Source organism: Paraburkholderia sediminicola, from assembly GCF_046027825.1.
Lineage (GTDB): Bacteria > Pseudomonadota > Gammaproteobacteria > Burkholderiales > Burkholderiaceae > Paraburkholderia > Paraburkholderia sediminicola_D.
In genome coordinates this window covers 13,903-38,324 of the sequence record NZ_JAQQDU010000057.1, presented here as the reverse complement: position 1 = coordinate 38,324, position 24,422 = coordinate 13,903, and the positions used below count along the sequence as shown (strand labels likewise).

The 24,422-nt window shown below is 61.8% G+C and carries 18 protein-coding genes and 1 tRNA gene; 7 read left to right on the top strand and 12 right to left on the bottom strand.

Features of this window, described 5'->3' with window-relative positions:
- Positions 1-224: 224 nt before the first annotated feature.
- Positions 225-1,379, bottom strand: coding sequence for a transporter substrate-binding and LysM peptidoglycan-binding domain-containing protein (locus tag PQQ96_RS27030; protein WP_408298356.1), 1,155 nt, complete (start codon positions 1,377-1,379; stop codon positions 225-227).
- Between the two features lie 42 nt (positions 1,380-1,421).
- Positions 1,422-2,180 carry a hypothetical protein gene (locus PQQ96_RS27025; protein ID WP_408298355.1) on the bottom strand — a complete coding sequence of 253 codons (759 nt, stop codon included), beginning with the start codon at positions 2,178-2,180 and terminating at the stop codon, positions 1,422-1,424.
- 533 nt (positions 2,181-2,713) lie between these two features.
- Between PQQ96_RS27025 and PQQ96_RS27020 the strand changes: the two genes are divergently transcribed.
- Positions 2,714-4,477 (top strand): winged helix-turn-helix domain-containing protein, encoded by a 1,764-nt coding sequence (locus PQQ96_RS27020; protein WP_408298354.1) that lies wholly within the window; start codon positions 2,714-2,716, stop codon positions 4,475-4,477.
- Positions 4,478-4,538: 61 nt separating this feature from the next.
- Here the strand turns inward: PQQ96_RS27020 and PQQ96_RS27015 are convergent, their stop codons facing one another.
- Positions 4,539-4,793, bottom strand: a complete 255-nt coding sequence (locus tag PQQ96_RS27015; RefSeq protein WP_408298353.1) for a DUF4148 domain-containing protein — start codon at positions 4,791-4,793, stop codon at positions 4,539-4,541.
- A gap of 235 nt (positions 4,794-5,028) precedes the next feature.
- Here PQQ96_RS27015 and PQQ96_RS27010 point away from each other — a divergent pair, with 235 nt between their 5' ends.
- Entirely contained in the window at positions 5,029-6,339 is a 1,311-nt protein-coding gene (locus PQQ96_RS27010) for an MFS transporter (protein ID WP_408298351.1), read from the top strand.
- Here the strand turns inward: PQQ96_RS27010 and PQQ96_RS27005 are convergent.
- The 4 genes from PQQ96_RS27005 to PQQ96_RS26990 all read right to left on the bottom strand — a co-directional run bounded on the left by PQQ96_RS27005 (position 6,297) and on the right by PQQ96_RS26990 (position 10,878).
- On the bottom strand, positions 6,297-7,562 hold the full coding sequence (locus tag PQQ96_RS27005) for an oligosaccharide flippase family protein (RefSeq protein WP_408298349.1): 1,266 nt from the start codon (positions 7,560-7,562) through the stop codon (positions 6,297-6,299). The genes PQQ96_RS27010 and PQQ96_RS27005 overlap by 43 nt on opposite strands.
- Positions 7,563-7,859: 297 nt before the next feature.
- Positions 7,860-7,949: transfer RNA gene (locus tag PQQ96_RS27000), tRNA-Ser, on the bottom strand.
- 183 nt (positions 7,950-8,132) lie between these two features.
- Positions 8,133-9,428, bottom strand: a complete 1,296-nt coding sequence (gene serS / locus PQQ96_RS26995; RefSeq protein ID WP_408298347.1) for a serine--tRNA ligase — start codon at positions 9,426-9,428, stop codon at positions 8,133-8,135.
- Between the two features lie 136 nt (positions 9,429-9,564).
- Positions 9,565-10,878, bottom strand: coding sequence for a replication-associated recombination protein A (locus tag PQQ96_RS26990; RefSeq protein WP_408298345.1), 1,314 nt, complete (start codon positions 10,876-10,878; stop codon positions 9,565-9,567).
- A gap of 260 nt (positions 10,879-11,138) precedes the next feature.
- Here PQQ96_RS26990 and cytX point away from each other — a divergent pair, with 260 nt between their 5' ends.
- Positions 11,139-12,455 (top strand): putative hydroxymethylpyrimidine transporter CytX, encoded by a 1,317-nt coding sequence (gene cytX, locus PQQ96_RS26985; RefSeq protein WP_408298344.1) that lies wholly within the window; start codon positions 11,139-11,141, stop codon positions 12,453-12,455.
- Between the two features lie 100 nt (positions 12,456-12,555).
- On the opposite strand, the gene speB is transcribed toward cytX, so the two are convergent.
- Positions 12,556-13,545: an agmatinase gene (gene speB / locus PQQ96_RS26980; protein ID WP_172312997.1), complete on the bottom strand. Its 990-nt coding sequence runs from the start codon at positions 13,543-13,545 to the stop codon at positions 12,556-12,558.
- A 169-nt stretch (positions 13,546-13,714) separates the two neighbouring features.
- Between speB and PQQ96_RS26975 the strand changes: the two genes are divergently transcribed.
- Positions 13,715-14,635, top strand: coding sequence for a LysR family transcriptional regulator (locus tag PQQ96_RS26975; RefSeq protein ID WP_408298342.1), 921 nt, complete (start codon positions 13,715-13,717; stop codon positions 14,633-14,635).
- Between the two features lie 128 nt (positions 14,636-14,763).
- Here PQQ96_RS26975 and lolA read toward each other — a convergent pair whose 3' ends face one another.
- Both lolA and PQQ96_RS26965 read right to left on the bottom strand, forming a co-directional pair.
- Positions 14,764-15,501 (bottom strand): outer membrane lipoprotein chaperone LolA, encoded by a 738-nt coding sequence (gene lolA, locus PQQ96_RS26970; protein ID WP_408298340.1) that lies wholly within the window; start codon positions 15,499-15,501, stop codon positions 14,764-14,766.
- A 216-nt stretch (positions 15,502-15,717) separates the two neighbouring features.
- Positions 15,718-18,033, bottom strand: a complete 2,316-nt coding sequence (locus tag PQQ96_RS26965; RefSeq protein WP_408298338.1) for a DNA translocase FtsK — start codon at positions 18,031-18,033, stop codon at positions 15,718-15,720.
- A gap of 335 nt (positions 18,034-18,368) precedes the next feature.
- On the opposite strand from PQQ96_RS26965, the gene trxB reads away from it, so the two are divergent.
- From trxB to PQQ96_RS26950, 3 genes are all read left to right on the top strand, one after another.
- Positions 18,369-19,367, top strand: a complete 999-nt coding sequence (trxB, locus tag PQQ96_RS26960) for a thioredoxin-disulfide reductase (RefSeq protein WP_408298336.1) — start codon at positions 18,369-18,371, stop codon at positions 19,365-19,367.
- Positions 19,368-19,615: 248 nt separating this feature from the next.
- Positions 19,616-20,374 (top strand): Smr/MutS family protein, encoded by a 759-nt coding sequence (locus PQQ96_RS26955; protein WP_408298334.1) that lies wholly within the window; start codon positions 19,616-19,618, stop codon positions 20,372-20,374.
- 13 nt (positions 20,375-20,387) lie between these two features.
- Positions 20,388-21,008: a trimeric intracellular cation channel family protein gene (locus PQQ96_RS26950; protein WP_408298384.1), complete on the top strand. Its 621-nt coding sequence runs from the start codon at positions 20,388-20,390 to the stop codon at positions 21,006-21,008.
- Positions 21,009-21,136: 128 nt separating this feature from the next.
- Here PQQ96_RS26950 and fliD read toward each other — a convergent pair whose 3' ends face one another.
- Together fliD and PQQ96_RS26940 are read right to left on the bottom strand one after the other, a co-directional pair.
- Complete coding sequence (fliD, locus tag PQQ96_RS26945; RefSeq protein WP_408298332.1) at positions 21,137-22,648, bottom strand: flagellar filament capping protein FliD; 1,512 nt, start codon at positions 22,646-22,648, stop codon at positions 21,137-21,139.
- Between the two features lie 351 nt (positions 22,649-22,999).
- Positions 23,000-24,148 carry a flagellin gene (locus tag PQQ96_RS26940; RefSeq protein WP_408298330.1) on the bottom strand — a complete coding sequence of 383 codons (1,149 nt, stop codon included), beginning with the start codon at positions 24,146-24,148 and terminating at the stop codon, positions 23,000-23,002.
- Positions 24,149-24,422: the final 274 nt, after the last annotated feature.

Genomic DNA, 24,422 nt, shown 5'->3' with positions numbered 1-24,422 from the left:
GGGGGCGCGCGATCGGTTAGTTGGGTGTGGCGGGGTTTGCACGTCCTTGTGGGGATTTACGCAGCGGGGGCTGAAATGGATGCAAACGTGGCGGATTTGCGGCGGACGCGGGCACGCGAACCCGTTGGGACATGGACTGGGACAGCGGGAGCGCGGTGCGGGCGCGCTCCCGCTCAAGACCTTTCTTGCCGGGCCTTGGGAGCCCGGCAAAAAAGCCTACGGCATCAGCGCACCGGAATGATCAGGTGCTGACCGATCAGGATCAGGTTGGGATTCGGAAGATTATTGCGTTTCTGCACGTCGACAAATCGCGCACCACTTCCCAACTGACTCGCGGCAATCCCATTCAGCGTGTCACCCGAGCGGACCACATAGGTCTTCTCACCGCCGGTCGCGGCCGTCGTCAGCACCTGGTCGCTGATGAAATATTTACGCAACAGGTCCAGATAGGCGGGCGACTGCTTGACCTTCGCGATCGCGGAGTTCAGGTAGATCAGGAGCGCGCTGTCTTCCTTGCGCACGCCGATTTTGTACGAAAGGTTGGAGCCGTCCAGCTTCGTGACCGCGAACGTCAGGTCGGTGCCCTTGATCTCCGAGACGCCGAAGGGATAGTCGTAGACGATTGCGTCGACCTGACGCTCGTCCAGGAAGTGCGACATCCAGGACCGCTGCCCTTCGATACTCGCATCCGACAGCTCGACGATTTTGCTGTTCGGGAACGCTTTCTCGACGAACGCCTTCACGTCCGGATCGCCCTGCAGCACACCCACCGTTTTGCCCGCGAGATCGGCTGCGGAACGCACCGTCGAGCCCTTGGCGACGATCAACGAGTAGCCGAAGTCCTCAACATAGGGAATCGAATAGACGACGCCGCTCGGTGTGTTGTCCGGGAATGTCAGGCCGTCCATGGCGACGTCGACGACGGTGTTGCCTTGCTTGTCGGTTTTCGTCAACTGATCGGGGACCGCCGGATACGTGTCCACGCCGTGGTGCGTGTCGACCGTGATGACCGGATGGTCGCCCGAGGTGAACTCTTTCTGGGCGAACAGCAACTTGGCGAAGTCGACATTGAAGCCTTGCGGCGTGCCGTTGTCTTCCGAGTAAAACGGCCGCGAAGGATTCTCGACGCTGACGCGGACGACACCGTTGCTCAATATCGACTTCAGCGTGTCCTTGTTGGGCACGAAGCCGTCCGGGTTGCTCGGGGCCGGCGTTTTGACGTCGGCGCTGCTGCTGTTGCCGGTGTCTATCCCGTTCACCGCGGCAGCGTCTTTGTCAGCGTTCTGGCCGTAATTAGGGGTTTTGAAGCCGCCTTCGTGGATATACCAACCGGCAGCCAGCAAGATCAGGAAAAGAACCGAACCCAGAATTTTCTTCATTATTTTTCGAGCGAGTTGAGTGGTCGAGCGGCGCGCGCCTGATTATTTGGGTGCCGTGGGCGAGCTGAGTTGCTGGGCGGGCGGATTGATCGCGCCGATCTCGGTGGCGGCCGTGGCCTGCTGCACTTCCGAACTTTCCATCAGCGACGTTTCCATTTCGGAAAATGCCTTGTTCACCGAGTTCATCACGGAGTCGAGCGCGGCATCCGTTTTGATTTGCGCGAAAGTGTCGCTGGTTTGCATGCCGGCAATCTTGTTCATGCGTTGCGCGGATTGCGACATGTCCCACAGCGCTTTGGCGCGATCGATTGCGTCGGAGAATCGCTTGAGTTCGTCCTGCACCTGCTTATAGCGCCCCTCGCGAAAAGCGAGCAGTTTTTTCATCGTCGCGAGTTGGGTTTCGAAACGCACCGCGTCTTCGGGATATTCCTTTTTGAACTGCGCGGTCTTGTCTTCGAAGTTTTTCACTTCGGTGCGGAAGTCGGTGATGCTCTTCTTGAACCGCTCTGCACCTTCCTGCTTTTCGGCCAGTTCGTTGTAGAGCGTCTCGATCGGGTTCGACTTCGCTTCGTTCACGAACATCTTGACTTTCTGGTTCGCGAACTTCATGGCAAGAACGGGACCGAAGTTGATCGCCGCAAGCCCGATCATCGCCGCGATGATCAGGCCGACCAGCCCTTTGACCAGCAGGATCGCGAGCGGCGCACCGATAGCGATGCACAGCCCGATAATCGACCACTTGATGACTTTGTATCTGGTGGTGCTCGTGGTCGTGTCAACGACCGAATTGCCAACTGACATGTGAATCCCCTTTTGAAGCTTGTTTTACAAAACTGATTTTGCAAACTGCTTGGGACATCGTTGTGGCTGTGCGCTTTGTGCCTTTATTTGGGGGCCTGCCGCGAAAACGCTGTATGACTTTACAGGCACTCAGGCAACTCGGGAAGTGCCACCTATTTTTCACCATAATTCAGCAAATCAGGAGTTCGGATCGAACTGTTGATCAGTCGTGGCACGTGTCAAATTCAGGCGTCAACCTATATGACAAAAACATATCAATTTATTTTCTAATTGCTTTCATATACAAAATTCACTGCAAGCGAATACGCCCACCCGAACGAGAAAATAGCCGTCAGCTATACAAATGGCATAAATCCAGGCGATCGCTGCACCACGATTGACGTACGGGTCAGCCGCCGCGTTAATGGCCGTCGCATTCGCCAAACTGACCGATCGTGCCTGGATACGGAAGGCGTACAGGCCCTCAGAGGCGCTCCGGGTGACCTAATATAAAGTCCGAAGTAACCCGCGAGTTCGATAACAGTGGAGAGCAGATGAAGACGTCCGGACTCGTCAGGTTCTCCGACTTCGAGCTCGACGTCGACCGCTACCAGCTGCGCCGGGCCGGCGAGGAAGTGCGTCTCGAACACAAGCCGATGGAACTGCTCATCCTTCTAGCGGGGCGAGGGGGCGAACTCGTCCCACGCGCGGAGATCGTGCGGGCCTTATGGGGGGTGAATTCTTTTCGCGACACCGAGAACGGCTTGAACACCGTGGTGCGGAAAATCCGCATCGCCCTGAGCGAAGATCCGGCGAACCCGCAGTACGTCAAGACAGTCAAGGGCAAAGGCTACCGGCTGGACGGGATCGCCGCGCCATCGGCCGCCGAAACCCAACCGGGCCCCTCGCCCGCCGTCCGCGTGATCGTCCTGCCTTTTGCCAATATGACCGGCGACGCGGCGCAAGATAGCTTCTGCGATGCGTTGGCGGCTGAAACCTCCGCCACGCTCGGGGCGCTCAAACCTGGCCGATTGATGGTCATCGCGAGGACCACCGCCGCCCGATACCGCCGCACCGAAAAAAGTATTGCCGAGATCGCGCGCGAGCTCGCGGTGGACTATGTCCTCGAAGGCTCCTTGACTCAGGAAGGTCAACGTTTCCGAATCCTTGCCCAGTTGATCCGGTGCGCCGATCAGGTGCAGGTCTGGAGCCATGCTTACGAGCCGATGTCGCGAAGCGTGCTCGATATCCAGAAGGAGATCGGCGCGGCACTGGTCGCCGAAGTCACACCGGCCCTAACCGAACAGCAGCAGACAATGCTGGCAAGACGGTTGCCCATCGACCCCGCCGCTCATGACGCTTACTTACGTGGCCGGTACTTCTGGTACCGGCGCGTGCACTTCGATGCGGGGTTTTCCGCGCACCACGCCATCAGCGGCGAAGATTTTTTTCGCAGCCGAGTCTATTTCGAGAGCGCGGTCGAGCTCGATCCGACCTACGCGCTCGGCTACGTCGGCCTGTCGAACTTTCATGGCTCGACGGCCGTACACGGCCTTTATCCGCCTGAGCAAGGTTGGCCCCTCGCCCGCGTTGCAGCCGAACGTGCGTTGGAACTGGATCCTGGGCTGCCCGAGGCCCATCACGCGATGGCTGCGGTTCACTACTTCTACGACTGGGACTGGCGTAAAGCTGAAGCAGAGTTTCTTGAAGCGCTGCGCCTGAACCCCAGCTATCCCGAGGCCCGCAGGCTGTACGCGAGGGTTTTGCTGGCGCTCGGACGCGACCCGGAAGGCGATGCGCAATTGAGGCGCGCCGAACAGATCGATCCGCTCGCGTTCAAGGGTTCACGGGCCTTTGGTCTTGTGATGTCGGGCCGGCACGAAGAAGTGATGAAGGAGTATTTCTCCGGCGAGCGGAGCGAACGCTCGCCGCTCATCTATCAGCTATTGGCCACGGCATTCGAGATCAAGGGCTTGTTCAAGGAAGCCGTGGACGCCACGACAGAAGCACTGGCCTCGTGCGGCGCGCACGCCCGCGCACAGGCGATCCGCACCCAATGGGAAAGCGGTGGCCACGATGCGGTCTTACGCTGGCTTCTGGACGATCTGCTCGCGAGGCATCGCACGGGCTACATCTCGCCGCTACTGCTTGCCGAGATCTACGCCAGACTCGCCAGACCGCCCGAAATGTTCCATTGGCTCGAGGCTGCACTTGCCGAACGTTCGTCGCGTGTGTGCGAACTGAGCAACAACCCCTGGTTTCAGCGCTATCTGTCAGCCGGCCAGTTCAGAAGCGTGGTGAAGCGGGCCGGCTTCTGAACACCCTGATGCTCAGTGAATCCGCGATCCGGCGATCGCGAGGCAATGCCGGATGCGTCGTTCATTGTCCGCCTTTGAACAGGTCTTTCATGCGGTCTGCTTCACCGTCGTGCTGCGATTGGATCAGTTCGTTGTAGACCTGCTGGCGGCTTTTGCCGGTTGGCGATCCCATTTCACTGCTCGTCGACGGCGTGCCGCCTACCGCGGTGGTGGCCAAATCCTGGGAAGTCTGTGCTTGGGTTGAAGCGTCTTGCGCGTAAGCGCTGCCAACGACAAAGGCAAAGGCGCCGACGGCCACAATTTGAAGGGCTTTCATTTTGCTTTACTCCGGAAAGTTAAGTCTGGAAAGGCCTCCATGGCGAGGCCAGGGGAATGATTCCCCGAGCCCATGCACCGGGAGCCTGAAGGGCGTTTTAATGCGAGACGCCTGATGACATGCTGCTTGCGCGTGGGCGTTTCGCCCATGGAGGCTGAATGAAGAAATCCTTAATTTTCGCGGCGAGCTGGCTGGGCTCGAGGTGCGATTTACGAGCGATTTCAGGGGATCGGTCATGACCGGCAGTTCGCCCCCGATGCCCACCGAAACAAGGCCCGCCCGCCAGCGCTGGACGATTCTCGTCACCAGCACCGCGGGCGCGCTCGAGACGTTCGACGTCGTCGTTTACGGTTTTTTCGCGCAAGAGATCGGCCGGGCGTTCTTTCCGGCCAGCGCGGCGCTGTCGACCGTGACTTTGTCGTTTGCGGTATTTGCGCTGGGTTTTCTGGCAAGGCCGTTAGGCGGCCTCTTCTTCGGCCATCTAGGCGACCGGTACGGCCGGCGCCGGGTTTTTGCCTGGTCGGCGATTGTCGCTGCGCTCTCGACACTGCTCATCGCGAGCCTGCCGACGTACCGCATGTGGGGCGCGGCGGCCCCTTTCCTGCTGCTTGCGCTGCGACTTACGCAAGGATTCTGCGTCGGCGGCGAACTGCCGGGCGCGATCGTCTATGCGGTGGAAACGGCACGGATGAAACCGGGCTTCTCGTGCGGCATCGTGTTTTTTGCGGTCAACATGGCCTTGCTGCTCGCCGTCGGCATCAACCTCGTGGAGCAACGCACGCTTACGCCCGTGCAAATCGACACGTTCGGATGGCGCATCGGCTTTCTCGCTGGCGGCGTGATCGGACTCCTCAGCTTCCTGCTGCGTCGGACGTTACCGGAAACCGACGCCTATGCGCGGGCTGACGATGCGCGTGAACAAAAGCCGCTGTCTGTTCTGCTGCGCGGTTATCGTGGGCCGATTGCCGTGGGCATCGTCGCGTCGATGCTGGTCGGGCTCAGCAATGGTCTGCTCGTGACGCATGCCCCCGCGTGGCTTCGGCTGCTTCACTATGAACCGCAACGGATTGCCGCCGCTCAGACGCTGCATGTGGTGGCGATCTCTGCTTGCATGCTGCTGGTTGCGCGCATGGGCGACGTGCTGCCGCGACGCTATCTGTTCCGGACCGGCGCGGTGTTATCCGCCTTGTTCGCGCCGATTTTTTATCTGACGCTGGCCCGTCATCAGGCCGATCTGCGGGTGATCTTTCTGGTCGCTGCGGTCGTCGCTTCGTTTGCGAACGGAACGTTTGCCTGCGCGATTGCCGAACTGTTTCCCGTCGGTGTGCGCTATAGCGGTGTGGCAATGGCGATCAACATCGGGCTGGCTACGTCGATGGGCGTGGCACCGCTTGCCGCCAATATGCTTATTGCGAGAACGGGCTGGATGGAGGCACCCGCGCTTCTGCTGGTGTTCGGCGCGGCGCTCGCGTTTGTTGCTTCGTTTGCGATGCGCCAACTGGCCTATGGAAATGAAGGCGCGTCATGCCGCCTCAAGGTTCGATAGAGCATCCACGTGGCGGCCGAACCCATGCCGACCGTCATCGACCATGCGACACCCGTCACCCCCCAGAAGTGCGTCAGGGGAGGCACGATCGCGCAAAGAATGACCATCTGTATCAGCGACGCGTGCGTCGTCGCCTTCGCATCGCCGACCGCGCGCAAGTAGGCGACGAGCACCGCGATCAACGCGCCGATCGCCATGTTGATGACGAAAATTTTGAAGAGCGGGACCGCCGACATCCACGCGGGACCGAGAATCAACGCGAAGAGCGGCTCCGCAGTCATCCGTAGCAGCACGACGAACATCGCCAGGCCGCAGGCGACGATAACCAGGTACAGCTTGACAAGCCGCGCTGCCACGCGCGCATCGTGCCGGTGTTGCGCGGAAAACGTCGGAAAAAGATATTGCCCCATCGCAAACGCCGCGTCCGTCAGCAACATCTGCGCGAGCTTTGACGACATCTGGTACGCGCCCAGTTGCGCCGGTCCTAGCAGTTTCCCGACCACAACCTTATCGAACTGGTTGAGCAGCAGATTCACGACGCTCCCCGCCCAGATCCAGCGGCTGAAGCCAATGTAATGGCCGATCCCCGACCATGCGGCTCGAATCGGCGGCCGCGGCTTCATCGTCGCCCACGTGAGCGTGCTTTTGAGCGTTTCGCCGACGATCATGCCGATTAGCAATGAGTAGGCGCCCGCTCCGCCGAACGCGAACGCGAGACCCGTGCAGCAATCAACAAACGCCGCAGCGATTTCGATCGCCGCGATGTGCTGGAAGCCGCGATTGCGCTGAACCACAAAGTAAGCGGGCGATGCAACGCCGCGAATCAGCGGCAATGCTGCCGCAAGCTGCAACAGGACGAGTGCATTGCCGAGGTGAAACTGGCTGTTCATCACCGGCGCGAGTGCGATCAGCAGCAGCGCGACCAGCGCGCCGCGTGTCGCGAGCGTTGTCCAGACGGCAGAGAGTTCTGAACGAGTCGGCGCATTGCTCCCCTGGATGACCGCCTGAGGGAGACCCGTGTCGGAAAGGGATTCCGCGATCGCAACGCCGAGTAGCGCAATGCTGACGCTCCCGATCGCCGACGGCCCGAGGATGCGTCCGAGCGCAAGAAACTTCACCGCGACAAGGCCGCGCACGAAAAGCTGCTGCAGCAGTACCCAGGTGGGAGCACTTGGCCCGAGGCCCGCTCGCACTGAGAATGCTGCCCCCCTGATCGATCTCACTCCGCCTCCGTGGCCGCTTATTTCCCTGGATGATTTGCACTTTTAGCGATCAGGGTTGATGCGACGTCGAGAGAATGTGAAGCCTCCGCGCCAGAAAAACTGTGCGGCACTGAACGCCGCGCGGCAAAGATGTTGCCGCAGCGTCGTATGGGCTTCCCTTCTGGCAGCGACCGCAAGACGTTAAAGACTCCCTACATGGCAGGCGGCTTGAGATAGGCCGCGACGGTACCGACGTTGTGAAACACGCGTCCATAGCAAAAACCCCGCAGAACTTTCGTTCTGCGGGGTTTTTAAATTTGGCGGAAAGGGTGAGATTCGAACTCACGGTACCCCTAAAGGTACACTGGATTTCGAGTCCAGCGCATTCGACCACTCTGCCACCTTTCCGGGTCTTCCAACTCGCAGCAACAGCGCTACTTGGTTGCTACTGAGTCAGATCCAAGCGGGTCGTTGCTTGGGAGAGAAAGATTATAGAACAGCTGAATACGATTTCCAAGCCCCTCGTCAAAAAAATTTCAAAGAGACTAGGCTATCGGTAGCGGCATTAGCCGCGCATCAGCCCGGCAGCCATCAGGCCGCCGGCAGTTCCAGCCGTTCCACGCCACCGAGGTAAGGGCGCAGCGCCGCCGGCACCGTCACCGAACCATCCGCGTTCTGGAAATTCTCCAGCACGGCCACGAGCGTGCGGCCAACCGCCAGACCCGACCCGTTCAGCGTATGCACCAGTTCCGGCTTGCCTTGCGCATTGCGGAAACGCGCCTGCATCCGGCGAGCCTGGAACGACTCCGTATTCGAGCAGCTCGAGATCTCGCGATACGTATTCTGCGCAGGCACCCACACTTCCAGGTCATAGGTCTTCGCAGCCGAGAAACCCATATCGCCGGTGCACAGCGTAATCACGCGGTACGGCAGTTCCAGCTTCTGCAGAATCGCCTCAGCGTGGCCGACCATCTGCTCCAGCGCGTCATACGACGCTTCCGGTTCGACGATCTGCACCATCTCGACCTTGTCGAACTGATGCTGGCGGATCAGGCCACGCGTGTCGCGGCCATACGAGCCCGCTTCCGAGCGGAAGCACGGCGAATGCGCGGTCAGCTTGATCGGCAGCGTGTCCGCTTCGACAATGCTGTCGCGCACGGTGTTCGTCAGCGAAATTTCCGACGTCGAAATCAGGTACTGCGTGACCGTGTTCTCGTCACCACCCTTCTCGACACGGAACATGTCGTCGGCGAATTTCGGCAGTTGGCCCGTGCCGTACAGAATCTCCGGATTCACGATGTACGGCGTGTACACCTCGGTATAGCCGTGGTGCAACGTGTGCGTGTCAATCATGAACTGCGCCAGCGCACGATGCAGACGCGCAATCTGCCCGCGCAGCAAGGTGAAACGCGCGCCCGACAGTTTCGCGCCGGTCTCGAAATCGAGGCCGAGCGGCGTGCCGACGTCGACGTGATCCTTTACCTCGAAATCGAACTGGCGCGGCGTGCCCCAGCGGCGCACCTCGACATTCCCGGTTTCGTCCTTGCCCATCGGCACGCTTTCGTGCGGCAGGTTCGGCACGCCGAGCAGCAGGTCGGACAGGCGCTTCTGGATGTCGTCCAGCTTCGCCGCCGACGCCTTCATCTCGTCGCCAATACCGCCCACTTCGGCCATCAGCGCCGACGTGTCCTCGCCCCGCCCTTTCATCCCGCCGATCTGCTTCGACAGGGTGTTGCGGCGCGCCTGCATCTCTTCGGTACGGGTCTGGGTGTCGCGGCGTTCCGCTTCGAGCGCGGTGAAAGCCGCCACGTCGAGGGTATAGCCGCGGTCGGCGAGGCGCTTGGCGACGCCGTCGAGGTCTTTGCGCAGCAGCTGGATGTCGAGCATGGGATGGGGCGGGTGTTCGTTATATGAAGCAGCGATTTTAGCGCACCGGCGCGGGCGGCCGGTGCGTTAGATGGTCAAGAGGTGCGGAATGGCGACACAGCCTCTGCAACGGCCGCAGAAGCACAGGCGAAAACGCTCAACTCTTTTTAGGCTTGTTCTCGCTGCGCCACTGTGCGTCGAGCTCGGCCAGACGCGCCATCTTGTCGCCGATCTTGCCTTCGAGACCGCGCGGCGTCGGTTCATACCAATGCGGGTCGCGCATGTTGTCCGGCAGATAGGTCTCGCCGGCGGCGTAAGCGTCGGGTTCGTCGTGCGCGTAGCGGTATTCGTGACCGTAGCCGAGTTCCTTCATCAGCTTGGTCGGCGCGTTACGCAGATGCACCGGCACGCCGCGCGACTGGTCCTTGCTGACGAACCGTCGCGCCTCGTTGTACGCGTTGTACCCGGCGTTCGACTTCGGCGCGACCGCCAGATAGATGATCGCCTGCGCCAGCGCCAGTTCGCCCTCGGGCGTGCCGAGGCGCTCGTAGGTTTCGGACGCGTCGAGCGCGATGCGCGCCGCGCGCGGGTCGGCGAGGCCAATGTCTTCCCACGCCATGCGCACGATGCGTCGTGCGAGATAACGCGGGTCCGCGCCGCCGTCGAGCATGCGGCAGAACCAGTAGAGCGCACCGTCCGGGCTGCTGCCACGCACCGATTTATGCAGCGCGCTGATCTGGTCGTAGAATGCGTCGCCGCCTTTGTCGAAGCGGCGCAGATTCTCGGCAAGCGCGCTGCCGAGCAAGGCGCCGTTGATTTCGGTGCTCTTTTGCTGGGCCGCCGCCCGCGCGACGATTTCCAGGTTGTTCAGCAGCTTGCGTCCGTCGCCGTCGGCGGAACCGATGAGGGCGTCGCGGGCTTCGTCGGTGAACGTGAGGCCGCCGAGTTCTTTTTGCGCGCGGTCGAGCAGTTCGCGTTGTTCTTCATCGGTGAGGCTTTTCAGCACGTAGACCGCGGCACGCGAGAGCAACGCGCTATTCACCTCGAACGACGGATTCTCGGTCGTCGCACCGACGAACACGAACAGCCCCGACTCGACGTGCGGCAAGAACGCATCCTGCTGGCTCTTGTTGAAGCGATGTACTTCGTCGACGAACACAAGCGTCTGATGCCCGTTCGCGCGGTGAATCTGCGCGGTCTCGACGGCTTCACGGATATCCTTCACGCCCGAGAGCACCGCCGACAACGCGATGAACTCCGCATGAAACGCGTCGGCCATGAGCCGCGCGAGCGTGGTCTTGCCGACGCCGGGCGGGCCCCAGAGGATCATTGAGTGGGCTTCGCCGGATTCGAAAGCGACCCGCAACGGCTTGTTCGGGCCGAGCAGGTGCTTCTGGCCGATCACTTCGTCGATATTGCGGGGCCGCAGGCGTTCGGCGAGCGGAACATTGGTACGGGTTTCTTCAAACATGACGTTTTGGGGATAATCTCGGCTTTTCCGGACGCAGTCCGTATGAAGGCGGCGTGCTGCCGGATGGACAAAGCCGGCACGCAGGGGTGCGGGCGACGTCCAGCATTATGACAGTGACGGCGCTCGGGCGATGGCCGCGCCGATCAGCCCGTAATCTCGCCGACAGCCTGACAGGCTAACATCGCGCGCGGTCTGGCCGGCAACACTGGCGCCGCACGCACACGCGAACGTACAAGCAACACCAAGAGGAACACGATTAGATGGCACAAGATCCACTCGCCGGCGACGCCGGCTCCACCTACGCACCGCTCACGCCGGTGCCCGACGCCCGCCGCGCGTTCCGCACCGGCGACGCTTTCGCGCTCTGGTTCTCACTCGGCATCGGCCTGCTGGTCGCGCAAGCGGGTGCACTGCTGGTGCCGGGGCTGTCGCTGCCGCATGCGTTGCTGGCGATCGTGATCGGCAGCGTGATCGGCGTGGTGCTGCTCGCGCTGGTCGGCATCATCGGTACGGACACCGGCCTTGCCGCGATGTCCTCGCTGCGTCCGACGCTCGGTGTGCGCGGCGCATCGGTGCCGGCGGTGCTGAACGCAGTGCAACTGGTCGGCTGGGGCTCGTTCGAAGTGATCGTCATGCGCGATTCCGCCGATGCGCTCGCCAAGCAGGCCTTCGGTTTCTCGATGCCGCTGATCTGGACCGTGGTCTTCGGCTTGCTCGCGACACTGCTGGCGATCAGCGGCCCGCTGTCGTTCGTGCGGCGGTTTCTGCGCACGTGGGGTATCTGGCTGCTGCTGGCGGGCGCCGCGTGGCTCTCGTGGAATCTGCTGGCCAAGCATGATCTCGCCGCGCTGATGCGCCGTCCGGGCACCGGCGAAATGTCGTTCGGCGGCGCCATCGATCTGGTGGTCGCGATGCCGCTCTCGTGGCTACCCCTGATCTCCGACTACACGCGTTTCGGTCGACGCCCGGGCGAGACCTTCCGCGGCACGTTGCTCGGCTATGGCATTGCGAACATCTGGTTTTATGCGCTCGGCGCGATCTACGGCCTCGCAGCGGGCGGTGGCGATGCGCTGCTGACCGGCGCGCTGGCGCAAGCAGGCGGCGGCCTCGCCCTGCTGCTGATCCTGATCGACGAAGTGGACAACGCGTTCGCCGATATCCACTCGGCGGCGGTCTCGACCGGCACGTTATGGACGCGCAGCAGTGTGCCGTTGTTGTCGGCGGCATTCGGCGCGTTGTGCACGGCGATCGCCTTGCTCGTGCCGATGGCGAAGTATCAGAACTTCCTGCTGCTGATCGGCTCGGTGTTCGCGCCGCTGTTCGGCGTGGTGCTGGTGGATCACTTCATCGTACGCAAGCGCCGTATTGAAGCCGCCGTGCTCGGAGATATGCGCGGCCGTTACGGCTTTTCGGGCGGCTGGCATCTGAGCGCGTTCGCGTCGTGGGCAATCGGGATCGTGTCGTATCAGGCGATCAATCAATGGCTGCCCGATCTGGGCGCTACGTTGCCCTCGCTGGCGATTGGTGCGGCGTGTTATCTGGCGCTGGTGTCGATGCGGAAGACGGCTTACGCGTAAGCTGAGCAAGTAGCGCTCGCAATACAGAAAAGGCCTGCAGGCCTTTTCTCTTGATGCGCCATCAACCTTAATCAGCTCACCGCGCAGTCCAACATGCAGTTCACCGCGTCGAAGCCCGATACTCGACGCCCGGCAACACGCACAGCAGTTCGAACGCGAGATTCGCGCCGAGCAGCGCGGTGGTGCCGAACGGATCGTACGGCGGCGCCACTTCAACCAGATCGCAGCCGACGATGTTCAACCCATGCGAGCCGCGAATGATTTCCAGCGCCTGCGGCACCGTCAGACCAGCGATTTCCGGTGTGCCCGTACCCGGCGCGAACGCCGGATCGATACCGTCGATATCGAAGGTGATGTACACCGGACCGTCGCCCATACGCTCCCGCACACGTGCCATCAACGGCACCAGCGACTGGTTCCAGCACGCCTCGGCCTGCACGACCTCGAAGCCCTGATCGCGGCACCAGTCGAAATCTTCGGCAGCGTAACCCGTGCCACGCAGACCGATCTGCACGACGCGGTCGCAGTCGAGCAAGCCCTCTTCCACCGCGCGGCGAAACGGCGTGCCGTGTGCGATCTTCTCGCCCATCATCGTGTCGTTGACGTCGGCGTGCGCATCCACGTGAATCAGACCGACCTTGCCGTGCTTGCGATGAATCGCACGCAGAATCGGCAGCGCGATCGTATGGTCGCCGCCGAGCGTGATCGGCTTGCAGTTGTGCTGGAGGATTTCGTCGTACGCGGTCTCGATGCGCTTGATCGAATCGTGCAGGTTGTACGGATTGATCGCGACGTCGCCGAGATCCGCCACGCGCAGCGAATCGAACGGCGCGGCGCGCGTGGCCATGTTGTACGGGCGCAGCAGCACCGATTCGCTGCGGATCTGGCGCGGCCCGAAGCGCGCGCCCGTACGGTTCGAGGTGCCGAGATCGAACGGCACGCCGACGAAGCAGGCGTCGAACCCTTCAGCCGAGCCGACGTTCGGCAGCCGCATCATCGTCGCAATGCCGCCGCAACGGGGCATCGCGTTGCCGGACAGCGGTTGCGGCCGTTCGCCGGCCTCGGGGGAAATGAAGGAGGAAGTATTCATCGTGTCTCGGCAATGAAAAGAAGGCAGTAAGTAAATAGGTGCAACCGGCCGAGGGATCGATAGAAAAGAGCGCCTTGCCGGGCGAATCTCGATTCTTGAGCACTTTCACACAAGTTAAAATACCAACAGAATAAACTTCACATTGATTCGTAGCGATGTATCCTGACCTATGTTCTCCCAACTCACCGATCTCGACCTGCGGCTAATCCGCGTCTTCCTCGCCATCGTCGACGCCGGCGGCGTCTCGCCGGCCCAGGCCACGCTCAACGTCGGCCAGTCGACTATCAGCACGCAACTCGCCACGCTGGAAACGCGCCTCGGCTACCGCCTGTGTGAGCGCGGCCGCGGCGGCTTCAGCCTGACCGCGCGTGGCGAACAATTCATCGACGCGGCCCGCGCCCTGCTATCCGCCGTCGACACTTTCGGCATGCAGGCGCGCAATGTGGGCCGCAAGCTGGTCGGCACGCTCGATATCGGCATGATCGGCCACACGCCGGTGTCCGCGAGCGCGCGGATCAGCGACGCGATCGGCCGGTTTCGGGCGCGCGATCAATCGGTGCGGTTTTCGATTCTGGTGCGCTCGCCTGGCGAGCTGGAAGAACTGTTGCTGAACGGCCGGATTCAGGTCGGCATTGGCTATTTCTGGCATCGTGTGCCGTCGCTCGAATACACCGAGGTGTTCGCCGAAGATCAGTTCGCGTATTGCGCGAAGGGGCATCCGCTGTTCGCTCAGGCGGGCGAGGTGTCGCCAGCGGAAGCCGCGGCTCACGAATGGGCATGGCGCAGTTATCCGCTCCCCGAAGCCGAAAGTTCAACCACGCCGCAGAACGTGACCGCCGTCGCGGACAACATGGAAGCGGTCGCGATGCTGGTGCTGTCGGGGCATCATCTCGGCTATTTGCCAGGGCATTTTGCAGCGCCGTTCGTGAAGCAAGGTCTGCTCGCGGCGGTGAATCCGGCACAGATGCGTTACCGCGTGGCGTTTCATATGGTCACGCGAGCGCGTCAGCATCGAACGGATATCGTTGAAGCGTTTATCGACGATATGAAGGCCGCGCATCCGGCGCAGGTGCTGGAAGTGGATGAGTAAGGGTTCGGCACACCCGGCGCAGCGTGATCGGCGGCCCATCGGCACTCGATCGGCACTCGATCGGCAATTGAAAAGGCCGCGCTCGATGACGCGGCCTGTCTGCCAATTAAACTGCTACAGCAATCAGCTTACCCGTTGATCACATCCGCGCCCTTCGGCACCGTGAACTTGAACGCGTCGGCCGGCAGCGGCGGGTTCTTCTGGATGTTCGAGAACGTCAGCAGCGTCACGTTGCCGAACACGTCGTGCAGTTCCATCGCTTCAAGATTGCCGTCCTTGAAGCCGATGCCGATGCGCTGAAACTGCGTGTCTTTCGCCTTGGGCGTCAGTTCGAGCCAGTCGATGCCGGCCTTCACGCCTGCATCACGCAGTGTGAAGTTCTTCTCCAGATCGTTGCTGCCGAACAGGATCGCCGCCGGGCTTGCACCGAGCGCGCCGCCGAGGCTGCGCACCGTCACCTGATTCAGATCCTTGTCATAGACGTAGAGCTTGTCGCCATCGGCTTGCAGCAATTGTGCATAAGGCTTCTCGTATTGCCAGATGAACTTGCCGGGACGCGCGAACGTGAATGTGCCGCTCGACGTGCCGGTCTTGCCAGCCGTGGACAGTACGCCACTCGCGCCGCTTGCACCCTGCGCCTTGCTCGGCGCGCGCACTTCCTGCTGCACGAACGTGCCGCGCGCAGAATGGACTTGCGCGACGAACGCCTTCAGTTGCTCGGTGCCGCTCGCGAATGCCTGCGATGCGACAAGCATCGACGCACCGATCGCCACACTGCCGACGCCACGTACGATCGTGCGGGCGAGTTGGCCGAAACGGCTGGGTTGAGCACTCTGTCGTGCGTGCTGCTGCGCGAATGGCTGCATTGTTTTCTCCCTTGATTGAATTTGTTGAGCGGTCACGGCGGCGGGCTTTGAGGGCTGCGGCCGCGTGACCGTCGCGGTTAGCTTGAACCGCGAAACCGGGAGACGCGCCCCCGGCCTTGGGTAACAGCTTAAGCAAGAAGCCTTAAACAGGACTTATGCGCGGGCCTGATACGCTGCGCTTGGTGGCGGATTCGGCGCAATAGCCGTCTGGACGGCCTATTCCGCTTCCCGCGCCGGAGCCAGAATTTCGCGGTTACCGTTCGACGACATCGCCGACACCACACCCGAGTTCTCCATCTGCTCGAGCAGGCGCGCGGCGCGGTTATAGCCGATGCGCAAATGCCGCTGCACCAGCGAGATCGACGCGCGGCGGTTCTTCAGCACCACGTCGACCGCCTGGTCGTACAACGGGTCCGACTCGCCGTCGCCCGAACCGGTTCCCCCGGCGCCCGCGGAGCCTTCGTCGCCCTCACCCGTTACGCCGCCTTCGAGAATGCCCTCGATATAATTCGGCTCGCCCTGCTCCTTGAGCTTGTCGACGACGCGATGCACTTCCTCGTCCGACACGAACGCGCCGTGCACCCGCACCGGCAAACCGCTGCCCGGCGGCAGGTACAGCATGTCGCCCATGCCGAGCAGCGATTCCGCGCCCTGCTGGTCGAGAATCGTGCGCGAGTCGATCTTCGACGACACCTGGAAGGCCATCCGCGTCGGCACGTTGGCCTTGATCAGGCCGGTAATCACGTCGACCGACGGACGCTGCGTCGCCAGAATCAGATGGATACCCGCCGCGCGCGCTTTCTGCGCAATCCGCGCGATCAGCTCTTCGACCTTCTTGCCGACCACCATCATCAGGTCGGCCAATTCGTCGATCACGACAACGATGTTCGGCAGGCGCGACAGCGGTTCCGGATCGTCCGGCGTCAGGCTGAACGGGTTCGGCAGCTTCTCTTCGCGCTTGGCGGCTTCGTCGATCTTGTTGTTGTAGCCGGCAAGGTTGCGCACGCCGAGCTTGCTCATCAGCTTGTAGCGGCGCTCCATTTCGGCGACCGCCCAGTTAAGCGCGTGACCCGCCTGGCGCATGTCCGTCACCACCGGACAGAGCAGATGCGGAATGCCTTCGTAGACGCTCATTTCGAGCATCTTCGGATCGATCAGGATCATCCGGACCTGGTCGGCGCTCGCCTTGTAGAGCAGCGACAGGATCATCGCGTTGATACCCACCGACTTGCCCGAACCGGTCGTACCGGCCACCAGCAAGTGCGGCATTTTCGCGAGGTCGGCGCACACCGGCTTGCCGCCGATGTCCTTGCCGAGGCCCATGGTGAGCGGCGAAGCCGCGTCCGCATAAACCGCCGAGCCGAGAATCTCAGAGAGACTCACGGTCTGACGGCGCTGGTTCGGCAGCTCCAGCGCCATGAAATTCTTGCCCGGAATCGTTTCGACCACGCGGATCGACACCAGCGACAGCGACCGCGCGAGATCTTTCGCCAGACCGACGATCTGGCTGCCCTTCACGCCGGTGGCCGGCTCGATTTCGTAACGCGTGACGACCGGGCCCGGATACGCGGCGACCACGCTCACTTCAACACCGAAGTCCTTGAGCTTTTTCTCGATCAGACGCGAGGTGAATTCGAGCGTTTCTGCGGAAATGGTTTCCTGCGCGGCCGGCGCCGCGTCGAGCAGCGAGATCGGCGGCAAGGTGGAGTCGCCCGGCAGGTCCGTGAACAGCGGCACTTGCCGCTCTTTCTCAACGCGCTCCGATTTGGCGGGCGTGACGACCGGCGGCACGATCATGACCGGCTCGTGCTCCTCGATCCGCACGCGGCCCTTCTCGACCTTGCCTTCGCGCTTGACGGCGGCGGCTTCGCCCAATTTACGGTCGCGGCCGGCCTCGCGGCGCAGCTTGGCGAAAGTGACCGCGGAAATGATCGATTCGCCGACCTTTTCCGACACCGACAGCCACGAAAAACGGAAATACAGGGACAAACCAATGCCGAGCACGATCAGCAGGGCCAAGGTCCCCCCCGTGAAACCGAGCGCATGCGACACCCCGCGCGCGACCGCCTCGCCGATCACGCCGCCCGGCGCACGCGGCAACTGCACTTTCAGCGACCACATGCGCAGCGCTTCGATGCCGTCGCAGGCGAGCAACACCAGCATGAACGCGAACGCGTCCGCGAGCCAGCCGGCATCGCGCGGCGCATCGTCCTGCAGTTCCTCGTGACGGGTAATACGGCGGTAATTGGCCGAGATATGGCGGCCGAGCAGCACGATCCACCAGTAGGCCGAGAGGCCGAACAGCAGCAGCAGGATGTCGGACGTCCACGCGCCGACGCGGCCTGCCCAGTTGGCAATGTGGTCGACCTGCGCGGCATGCGTCCAACTCGGATCGTGCCGGCTGTAGCTGACGAGCGCCATGAGCAGGAACACGCCGAGCGCGACCTGCAAGATCCAGCGGATTTCGGTGAAGAGGCGCGACATGCGGTGCGGCAATGCCTGCGCGCTCGCGGAATAGGGAGCTTTTGCCATTGATCCTGTTGCTTGTGTGGCCGATTTGCTGCCAGAGTCGCGGCCCGAAGCGGCGCCCACGGCGGCTCCGGACCCGGTCCCGGCTACCGGGTCCATCGATGCGGCCTATTGTAAACGCAGTGCCTCACGCAAGGCTGTAAATGACGGTAACTTAGCCGATTGGCCTCACGAAAGACTACCGGGGCCCACGGCGACGCTATCGCCGCGATCAGAAAGCTTCATGGAGCAGGCTCGCGTGCCGCCCTTTATAATGCCGCTCTGATACCCATCTATAGTTTCAGCTCAAGTCGCGCGGCCTCGCATGGGCGAGCCGGGCGCCGTAAAAGGATTCGATCATGCCCGCAACTTCCACGAAACACGCCAAAGTTCTGATTCTCGGTTCCGGCCCCGCCGGCTACACGGCGGCGGTCTACGCGGCACGCGCCAATCTGTCGCCGGTACTCGTCACGGGTCTCGCCCAGGGCGGCCAGCTGATGACCACGACCGACGTCGAAAACTGGCCTGCCGACGCCCATGGCGTGCAAGGCCCGGAACTGATGGGGCGCTTTCTGGAGCACGCCGAGCGCTTCAACACGGAAATCATTTTCGACCACATCCATACGGCCAAGCTGGATGAGAAGCCGATCCGCCTGATCGGCGATTCGGGCGAATACACCTGCGACTCGCTGATCATCTCGACTGGCGCATCGGCGCAGTACCTCGGCCTGCCGTCCGAAGAATTGTTCATGGGCAAAGGCGTGTCGGCTTGCGCCACCTGCGATGGCTTCTTCTACAAGAAACAACATGTGGCCGTGATCGGCGGCGGCAATACCGCGGTCGAAGAAGCCCTCTATCTGTCCGGCATCGCCAGCAAGGTGACGGTGATCCATCGCCGCGACAAGTTCCGCGCCGAACCGATCCTGATCGACCGTCTGCTCGCGAAGGAAAAGGAAGGTCTCGTCGAGATCAAGTGGAACAGCACGCTCGACGAAGTGACGGGTGACCAGTCCGGCGTGACCGGCTTGCGCATCAAGAACACGAAAAGCGGCGAAACCACGGATATCGCGCTGCAAGGCATCTTCGTCGCGATTGGCCACAAGCCGAACACGGACATCTTCGAAGGCCAACTGGAGATGAAGAACGGCTACATCATCACCAAGGGCGGCCTGAACGGTTTCGCAACGGCGACCAGCGTGCCGGGCGTGTTCGCGGCGGGCGACGTGCAGGATCACGTCTATCGTCAGGCGATCACCAGCGCGGGCACGGGCTGTATGGCCGCGCTCGACGCGCAACGTTATCTGGAAAGCGTCGAAGAGATTGGCGAGCACGTCATGAGCGCCGAAGCCGAGCGTTAATCGCCCCGAGAAGATGCAAGGGTAAGCGCAACGGTAAAATGGCGGCTGGGCATGGCCCGGCCGCTTGCTTGAAAGAAGGCCGCGGCTGAGAAGCCGGCGGCCTTTTTTGCGTAGTGTCTGCGTCGTCCCGGCGCCCTTGCGCGTACGCTTGCCCAGCCCGGCGGCCAGATGTTGTGACGCCCGCGGCACGTTTCGGCGCCGCAACCGGCGTCGCGCGATCGATCTACTTTTCTGCGTGTATTAGCGATATGCCGAAGAATCAGCCCCACCCTAGCGAACCGAAGCGCACACATGCCGTTGCCAGGCCTGCGCCCGAGGCGGCCGCACCCGTGGTCAAACCGAAGATCGAGCCGGCTGCGGGTCTGGCCGGCCTTGGCGCGTTGCGCGATGCATTAAAAGGCGACACGCAACGGCGTGAGCGCGAACGTGTGGCGGCAGTGGCCGCGCAGCGCGAAGCGTCGGCGGATGCCGATCTGTTTCGCCGCGAGATCGGCGCGGTTGCGCCGCTGACGGTCCCACAACGCGCCAGCTTGCCGCGCAATCCCCCATCGCCGCTGCCGGTGCAAACCAAGCTCGACGAAGAAGCCGTGCTTCACGAAGCGATCTCCGACGAGTTCGACCCTGAGGTCCTGCTCGAAACCGACGAAACACTTTCGTATTGCCGGCCCGGCATCAGCCAGGAGGTCGTGCGCAAACTGCGGCGTGGCGATTGGATCGTGCAGGCGCAGATCGATCTGCACGGCATGCGTCGCGAGGAAGCACGCGAGGCGCTGGCCGAGTTCATTCGTGAATCGGTAAAACGTGGCCTGCGGTGTTTGCGCGTGATTCACGGCAAGGGCCTGGGATCGATCGGTAAAGAGCCTGTTCTTAAGGGCAAAGTGCGCGCGTGGCTCGTGCAGAAGTCCGAGGTGATCGCGTTCTGTCAGGCGCGTGCCCATGACGGCGGCGCGGGTGCAGTGGTCGTGCTGCTGCAGCCGGGAGTATCGCCGGTTGCCCCCAAATCCTGACGGAGTCCCGGTGATCCATCCGAGGCTGACGCTGGCGCTGACCATCATGGAGGCGCTGGCTATTTTCGCGTACGCGATTTCCGGCTTTATCGAAGCCAGGACCCGACGGCTCGATGCGGTGGGGACCTTCCTCGTGGCGATCGCGACTGCCTTCGGCGGCGGCACGTTGCGCGACGTGCTGCTCGAGCGGCGGCCCTTCTACTGGGTCGAACATCAGGCTTATCTGATCGCGATTTTCGTGATGTCGCTGTTTGCGCCGACGCTATTGAAAATGACGTCGCGCCTGCTATCCGAGCGGGTCTTGCTGGTGGCCGATGCCGTGGGGCTGGGCTTGTTCAGTATTGCCGGCACGTCGATCGCGCACGACGCGCAGATGCCGTGGTTCACGTCGGTGATGATGGGGGTGTTGACGGGCGTATTCGGCGGTGTGATTCGCGACGTGCTGTGCAACGAAGTGCCGCTGATTTTGCGCGATTCGCGACCGTACGCGACATGCGCTTTTGTGGGGTGCTGGCTGTACGTGCTGCTGGACTACATGAACGTCGATACGGTGTATGGCGTGTTGATCGCCACCGCCTTCATCCTGCTGGCGAGACTGGTGACGTTCAGGTTCAACGTCCGCCTGCCTCACTAAGCTTGGCTCACTAAGCTTACCTCAATGAGCTTGCCTCAATGCGCTTGCTTCGCCAGGCCTGCTTCACCAAACTTGCCTCAATAAAAACGCGCCGCCTCAAGCCAGGCGGCGCGCGCTTCGAAGCTGCCTTACTTGTTGCTAGCCAACGCCCCCGCACTCTTCGGCCCGCCAAATAGCGCCGTCAGGTAGTTGGCGTTGTTGTTCATCGTCGCCATCAACGTGTTGAGCGCGGTGAACTGATTCTGGTACTGCTTCGTCAACGCCGCGCTGTAGTTGGCGAGCGTGGTCTGCTGCGCCGTGATGCTCTTCAGGTCGGCATTCAGCGCCGTGCTACGGGTGTCGATGATGCCGCCCGTCTTCACGAAGTCGGTAATACTCTTGTTCAATTTGACGCCAAGGCCGTTGGTCGAGTTGAACAACGTGGCGACCTGCGCCGGGCTGCTGGTAAGTGCCGAAGTCAGCTTCTTGTTATCGATCACCAGCGTGCCGTCCGCCGGATCGCCCTTCAGCGAAATGCCGATCGAAGCAAGCCCCACCGACGAAGTCCCCGTGCCGACCCCGCCGCCGATAATCGACGCCAGATTATTCTTGATCGTCGTCAGGGTCGAGTCGCCGAGCAGCGCGCCAGCGGTCTTCGACGACTTGTCGTACGAGGACAGCGAGTTGATGGTCGTGACGACGGTGTTGTAGAGATTCGCGAAGTTGGTGATGGCCGTATTCTGCGCGGTCGTGTCCGGCGCGATCGTCAACGTCTGCGTGGTGCCGACCGCGGCGCTGGACAGATTCAGCGTGACGCCGGAAATCGCCGATGTGACCGCGTTACTGGAACTACTCGCCTCAATCCCGCCAACGGTGAATAGCGCGTCCTGAGCGGCCTCGCTTTGCCGCCAGGCCTTGTTGGTGTCCGACGACACGATCGAGGACGCCGCACCGTCCACACCGGGCGTCGAGGTCACGCCGAGGCTCGACAAGCCGTTGTCGTTCTCGACGCCGCCGGTGGACACGTTGATCGTGTTGGCCGCGCCGGTAGTGGTCGAGCGCAGCACCAGGTGGGCGCCCCCCGTGCCGGTCACGATCGTAGCCGTGACGCCCGGATTGTTGCCCGCTTTGTTGATCGCGTTGGCGATACCCGTCAACGTGTTGTTGGTGCTGTCGATCGTGACATCCATCGACTTGCCGCCGACCGCGATGGTCAACTTGCCGGTGCCCAGCTTGGCGGTGGCGTCGAACGCCGCCGACGACAGGCTCTGCGACGCGGCGATTTGCTTGACGTCGATCGTGTAGCTGCCAGCGACCGCGCCGGGACCAGCCTTCGGGTCCATGCCTTTGCCGCTCGCGGTGGCGCCGAAGGTCGACAGGGTGGTTCCATCCGAGAGATTCTTGATCGCCGCCTGCAAGGCGCTCAACGCGGAGCTCAGGGCGCCGTAAGCCGACAGGACGGTGCTATCACTCGTCTGTTTGGCCTTCAGCGCAGCCGTCTGGCCGGCCGTCTTCGCATTCACGAGCGCGGACACCAGCGATGCCACGTCCATTGTCGAGTTACCGGTGGAACCGCTGATAATCGATTGCGCCGCTTGCTGCAACTGGCTCTGCGCGTTGGAGGTCGCGCTGTTCACAGACGTAGTGGTGATCGTTGACATGCAAAGGCTCCGTGCGTCGAGTTATTCGTTATTTCTGGTGTGACGCCCCGGGCCCGTTCAGCTGCGCCATGTGTCCGGTCGCATCGGCGTCTATTACAAAGTTTTCAAATATTACATCAAATTTCTTCAACCATTTGTGACGTTTCTCCGGAAATGGTCCGGTGCGATCTAAATCGCATGCGTCGTGGCGGAAAAACGAGCGTTTTGCGCTCAAAAACCGACGTGGTACGGTGCGGCACCACTTTCTGAAGAAATAGGGTTGCCCGAAAGCATGGCGCGTCCGGGCACTTGCTACCCGGCGGTGCGCCGTCGCTGGAAGCGCGCGACGCACCGCCGTTACTGCATCAGCTCTTACTGCAGGAGCTTCAGCACTTGCTGCGGGTTCGAGTTAGCTTGTGCCAACACCGAGATACCTGCTTGTTGCAGCACTTGCGCCTTGCTCAGGTTGGCCGTTTCTTGGGCGAAGTTGGCGTCCGTGATTTGCGACTGTGCCGACGACAGGTCGGTCGATTCTGCTTGCTGCGCCGTGGCGATCGCGGTGAAGCGGTTTTGCGCGGCACCCAGCGATGCCTGCAGGTTGTTCACCGTCTGCAGCGCGTTGTCGATCGAGACCATGGCCTGGTTTGCACCGGTGACCGTGTTGATGTTCAGGCCCGAAACCGTCGGCGGGTTGTTGATGGCGTTGATCTGGGCGACCGACGCGGCTGCAACGCCGGACGCGGTCGCGCCCATCGCCGTAGCCAGGGTGGCGTTCAGCGTCAGGTTGGTGATTGCCGTGCCCGTACCTGCTGCCGTACCAGCCGAGAAGATGTTGGCCACTGCGCCCGACGAGATCGCCTGGTTGTTCTGGTCGGTGAAGGTGTAGCCGCCCTTGCCGTCCGACAGCACGTTGACCGACGTGATCGTCGCGCCTGTGCTGGTGTACGTGCCGGTCGAGTCCGTGCTGATAGCGACCGTGCCGACCGTTTGACCCGTTTGCACCAGGCCGCCACCAATCTGTGCAGCCGACATCGACTGGCTCAGGTTCAGGCTGATCGTCTGGCCGACGTTCGCGCCGACCTGGAACGTCACGCTACCTGCCGAGCCGTTCAGAATGTTCGTGCCGTTGTACGTTGTTTGCGATGCGATACGGTTCACTTCCGAGATCTGCGCTGAAACTTCCTTCTGCAGCGCTGCCTGGTCGCTCGACGACAGCGTGCCAGTCGATGCCTGCACGGCCAGTTGGCGGATACGTTGCAGGCTGGACGTCAGCGACGACAGTGCGCTCGATGCGGTTTGAATCATCGACACGCCATCATTCGCATTCGACACACCCTGGTTCAGGCCGTTGATCTGCGTTTGCATACGCGTCGAGATCGCCAGACCTGCGGCATCGTCAGCCGCGCTGTTGATGCGCTTACCCGACGACAGGCGCGTGATGGCTTGTGAGAGCGCGCTTTGCGAGCCATTGAGGTTCTGCTGCGCAACTAGCGAATTGATATTGCTATTGATTCCGAGCATGGAAGATCTCTCAAATAAGCATTGGATTTATTACCGACATCGGCAACGGCGAAAACATTCATTGACGTTCACCGCATAAGGATTGACGGCTTGAGAAAAGTAAACTTGATAGATCTGCCAAGCTTCAGCTTCACTATATTTTGTCGAGTTTTGTGGCGCTTCCATGCATTCGATTTGTTATCCTAACTAATTAGATAAGATTAAATTGATCGGCACTTCGTGCTCGATTTTGCGAGCCAGCGTACTGGCTCGCGAACGTATTGGAGGTCGCCTT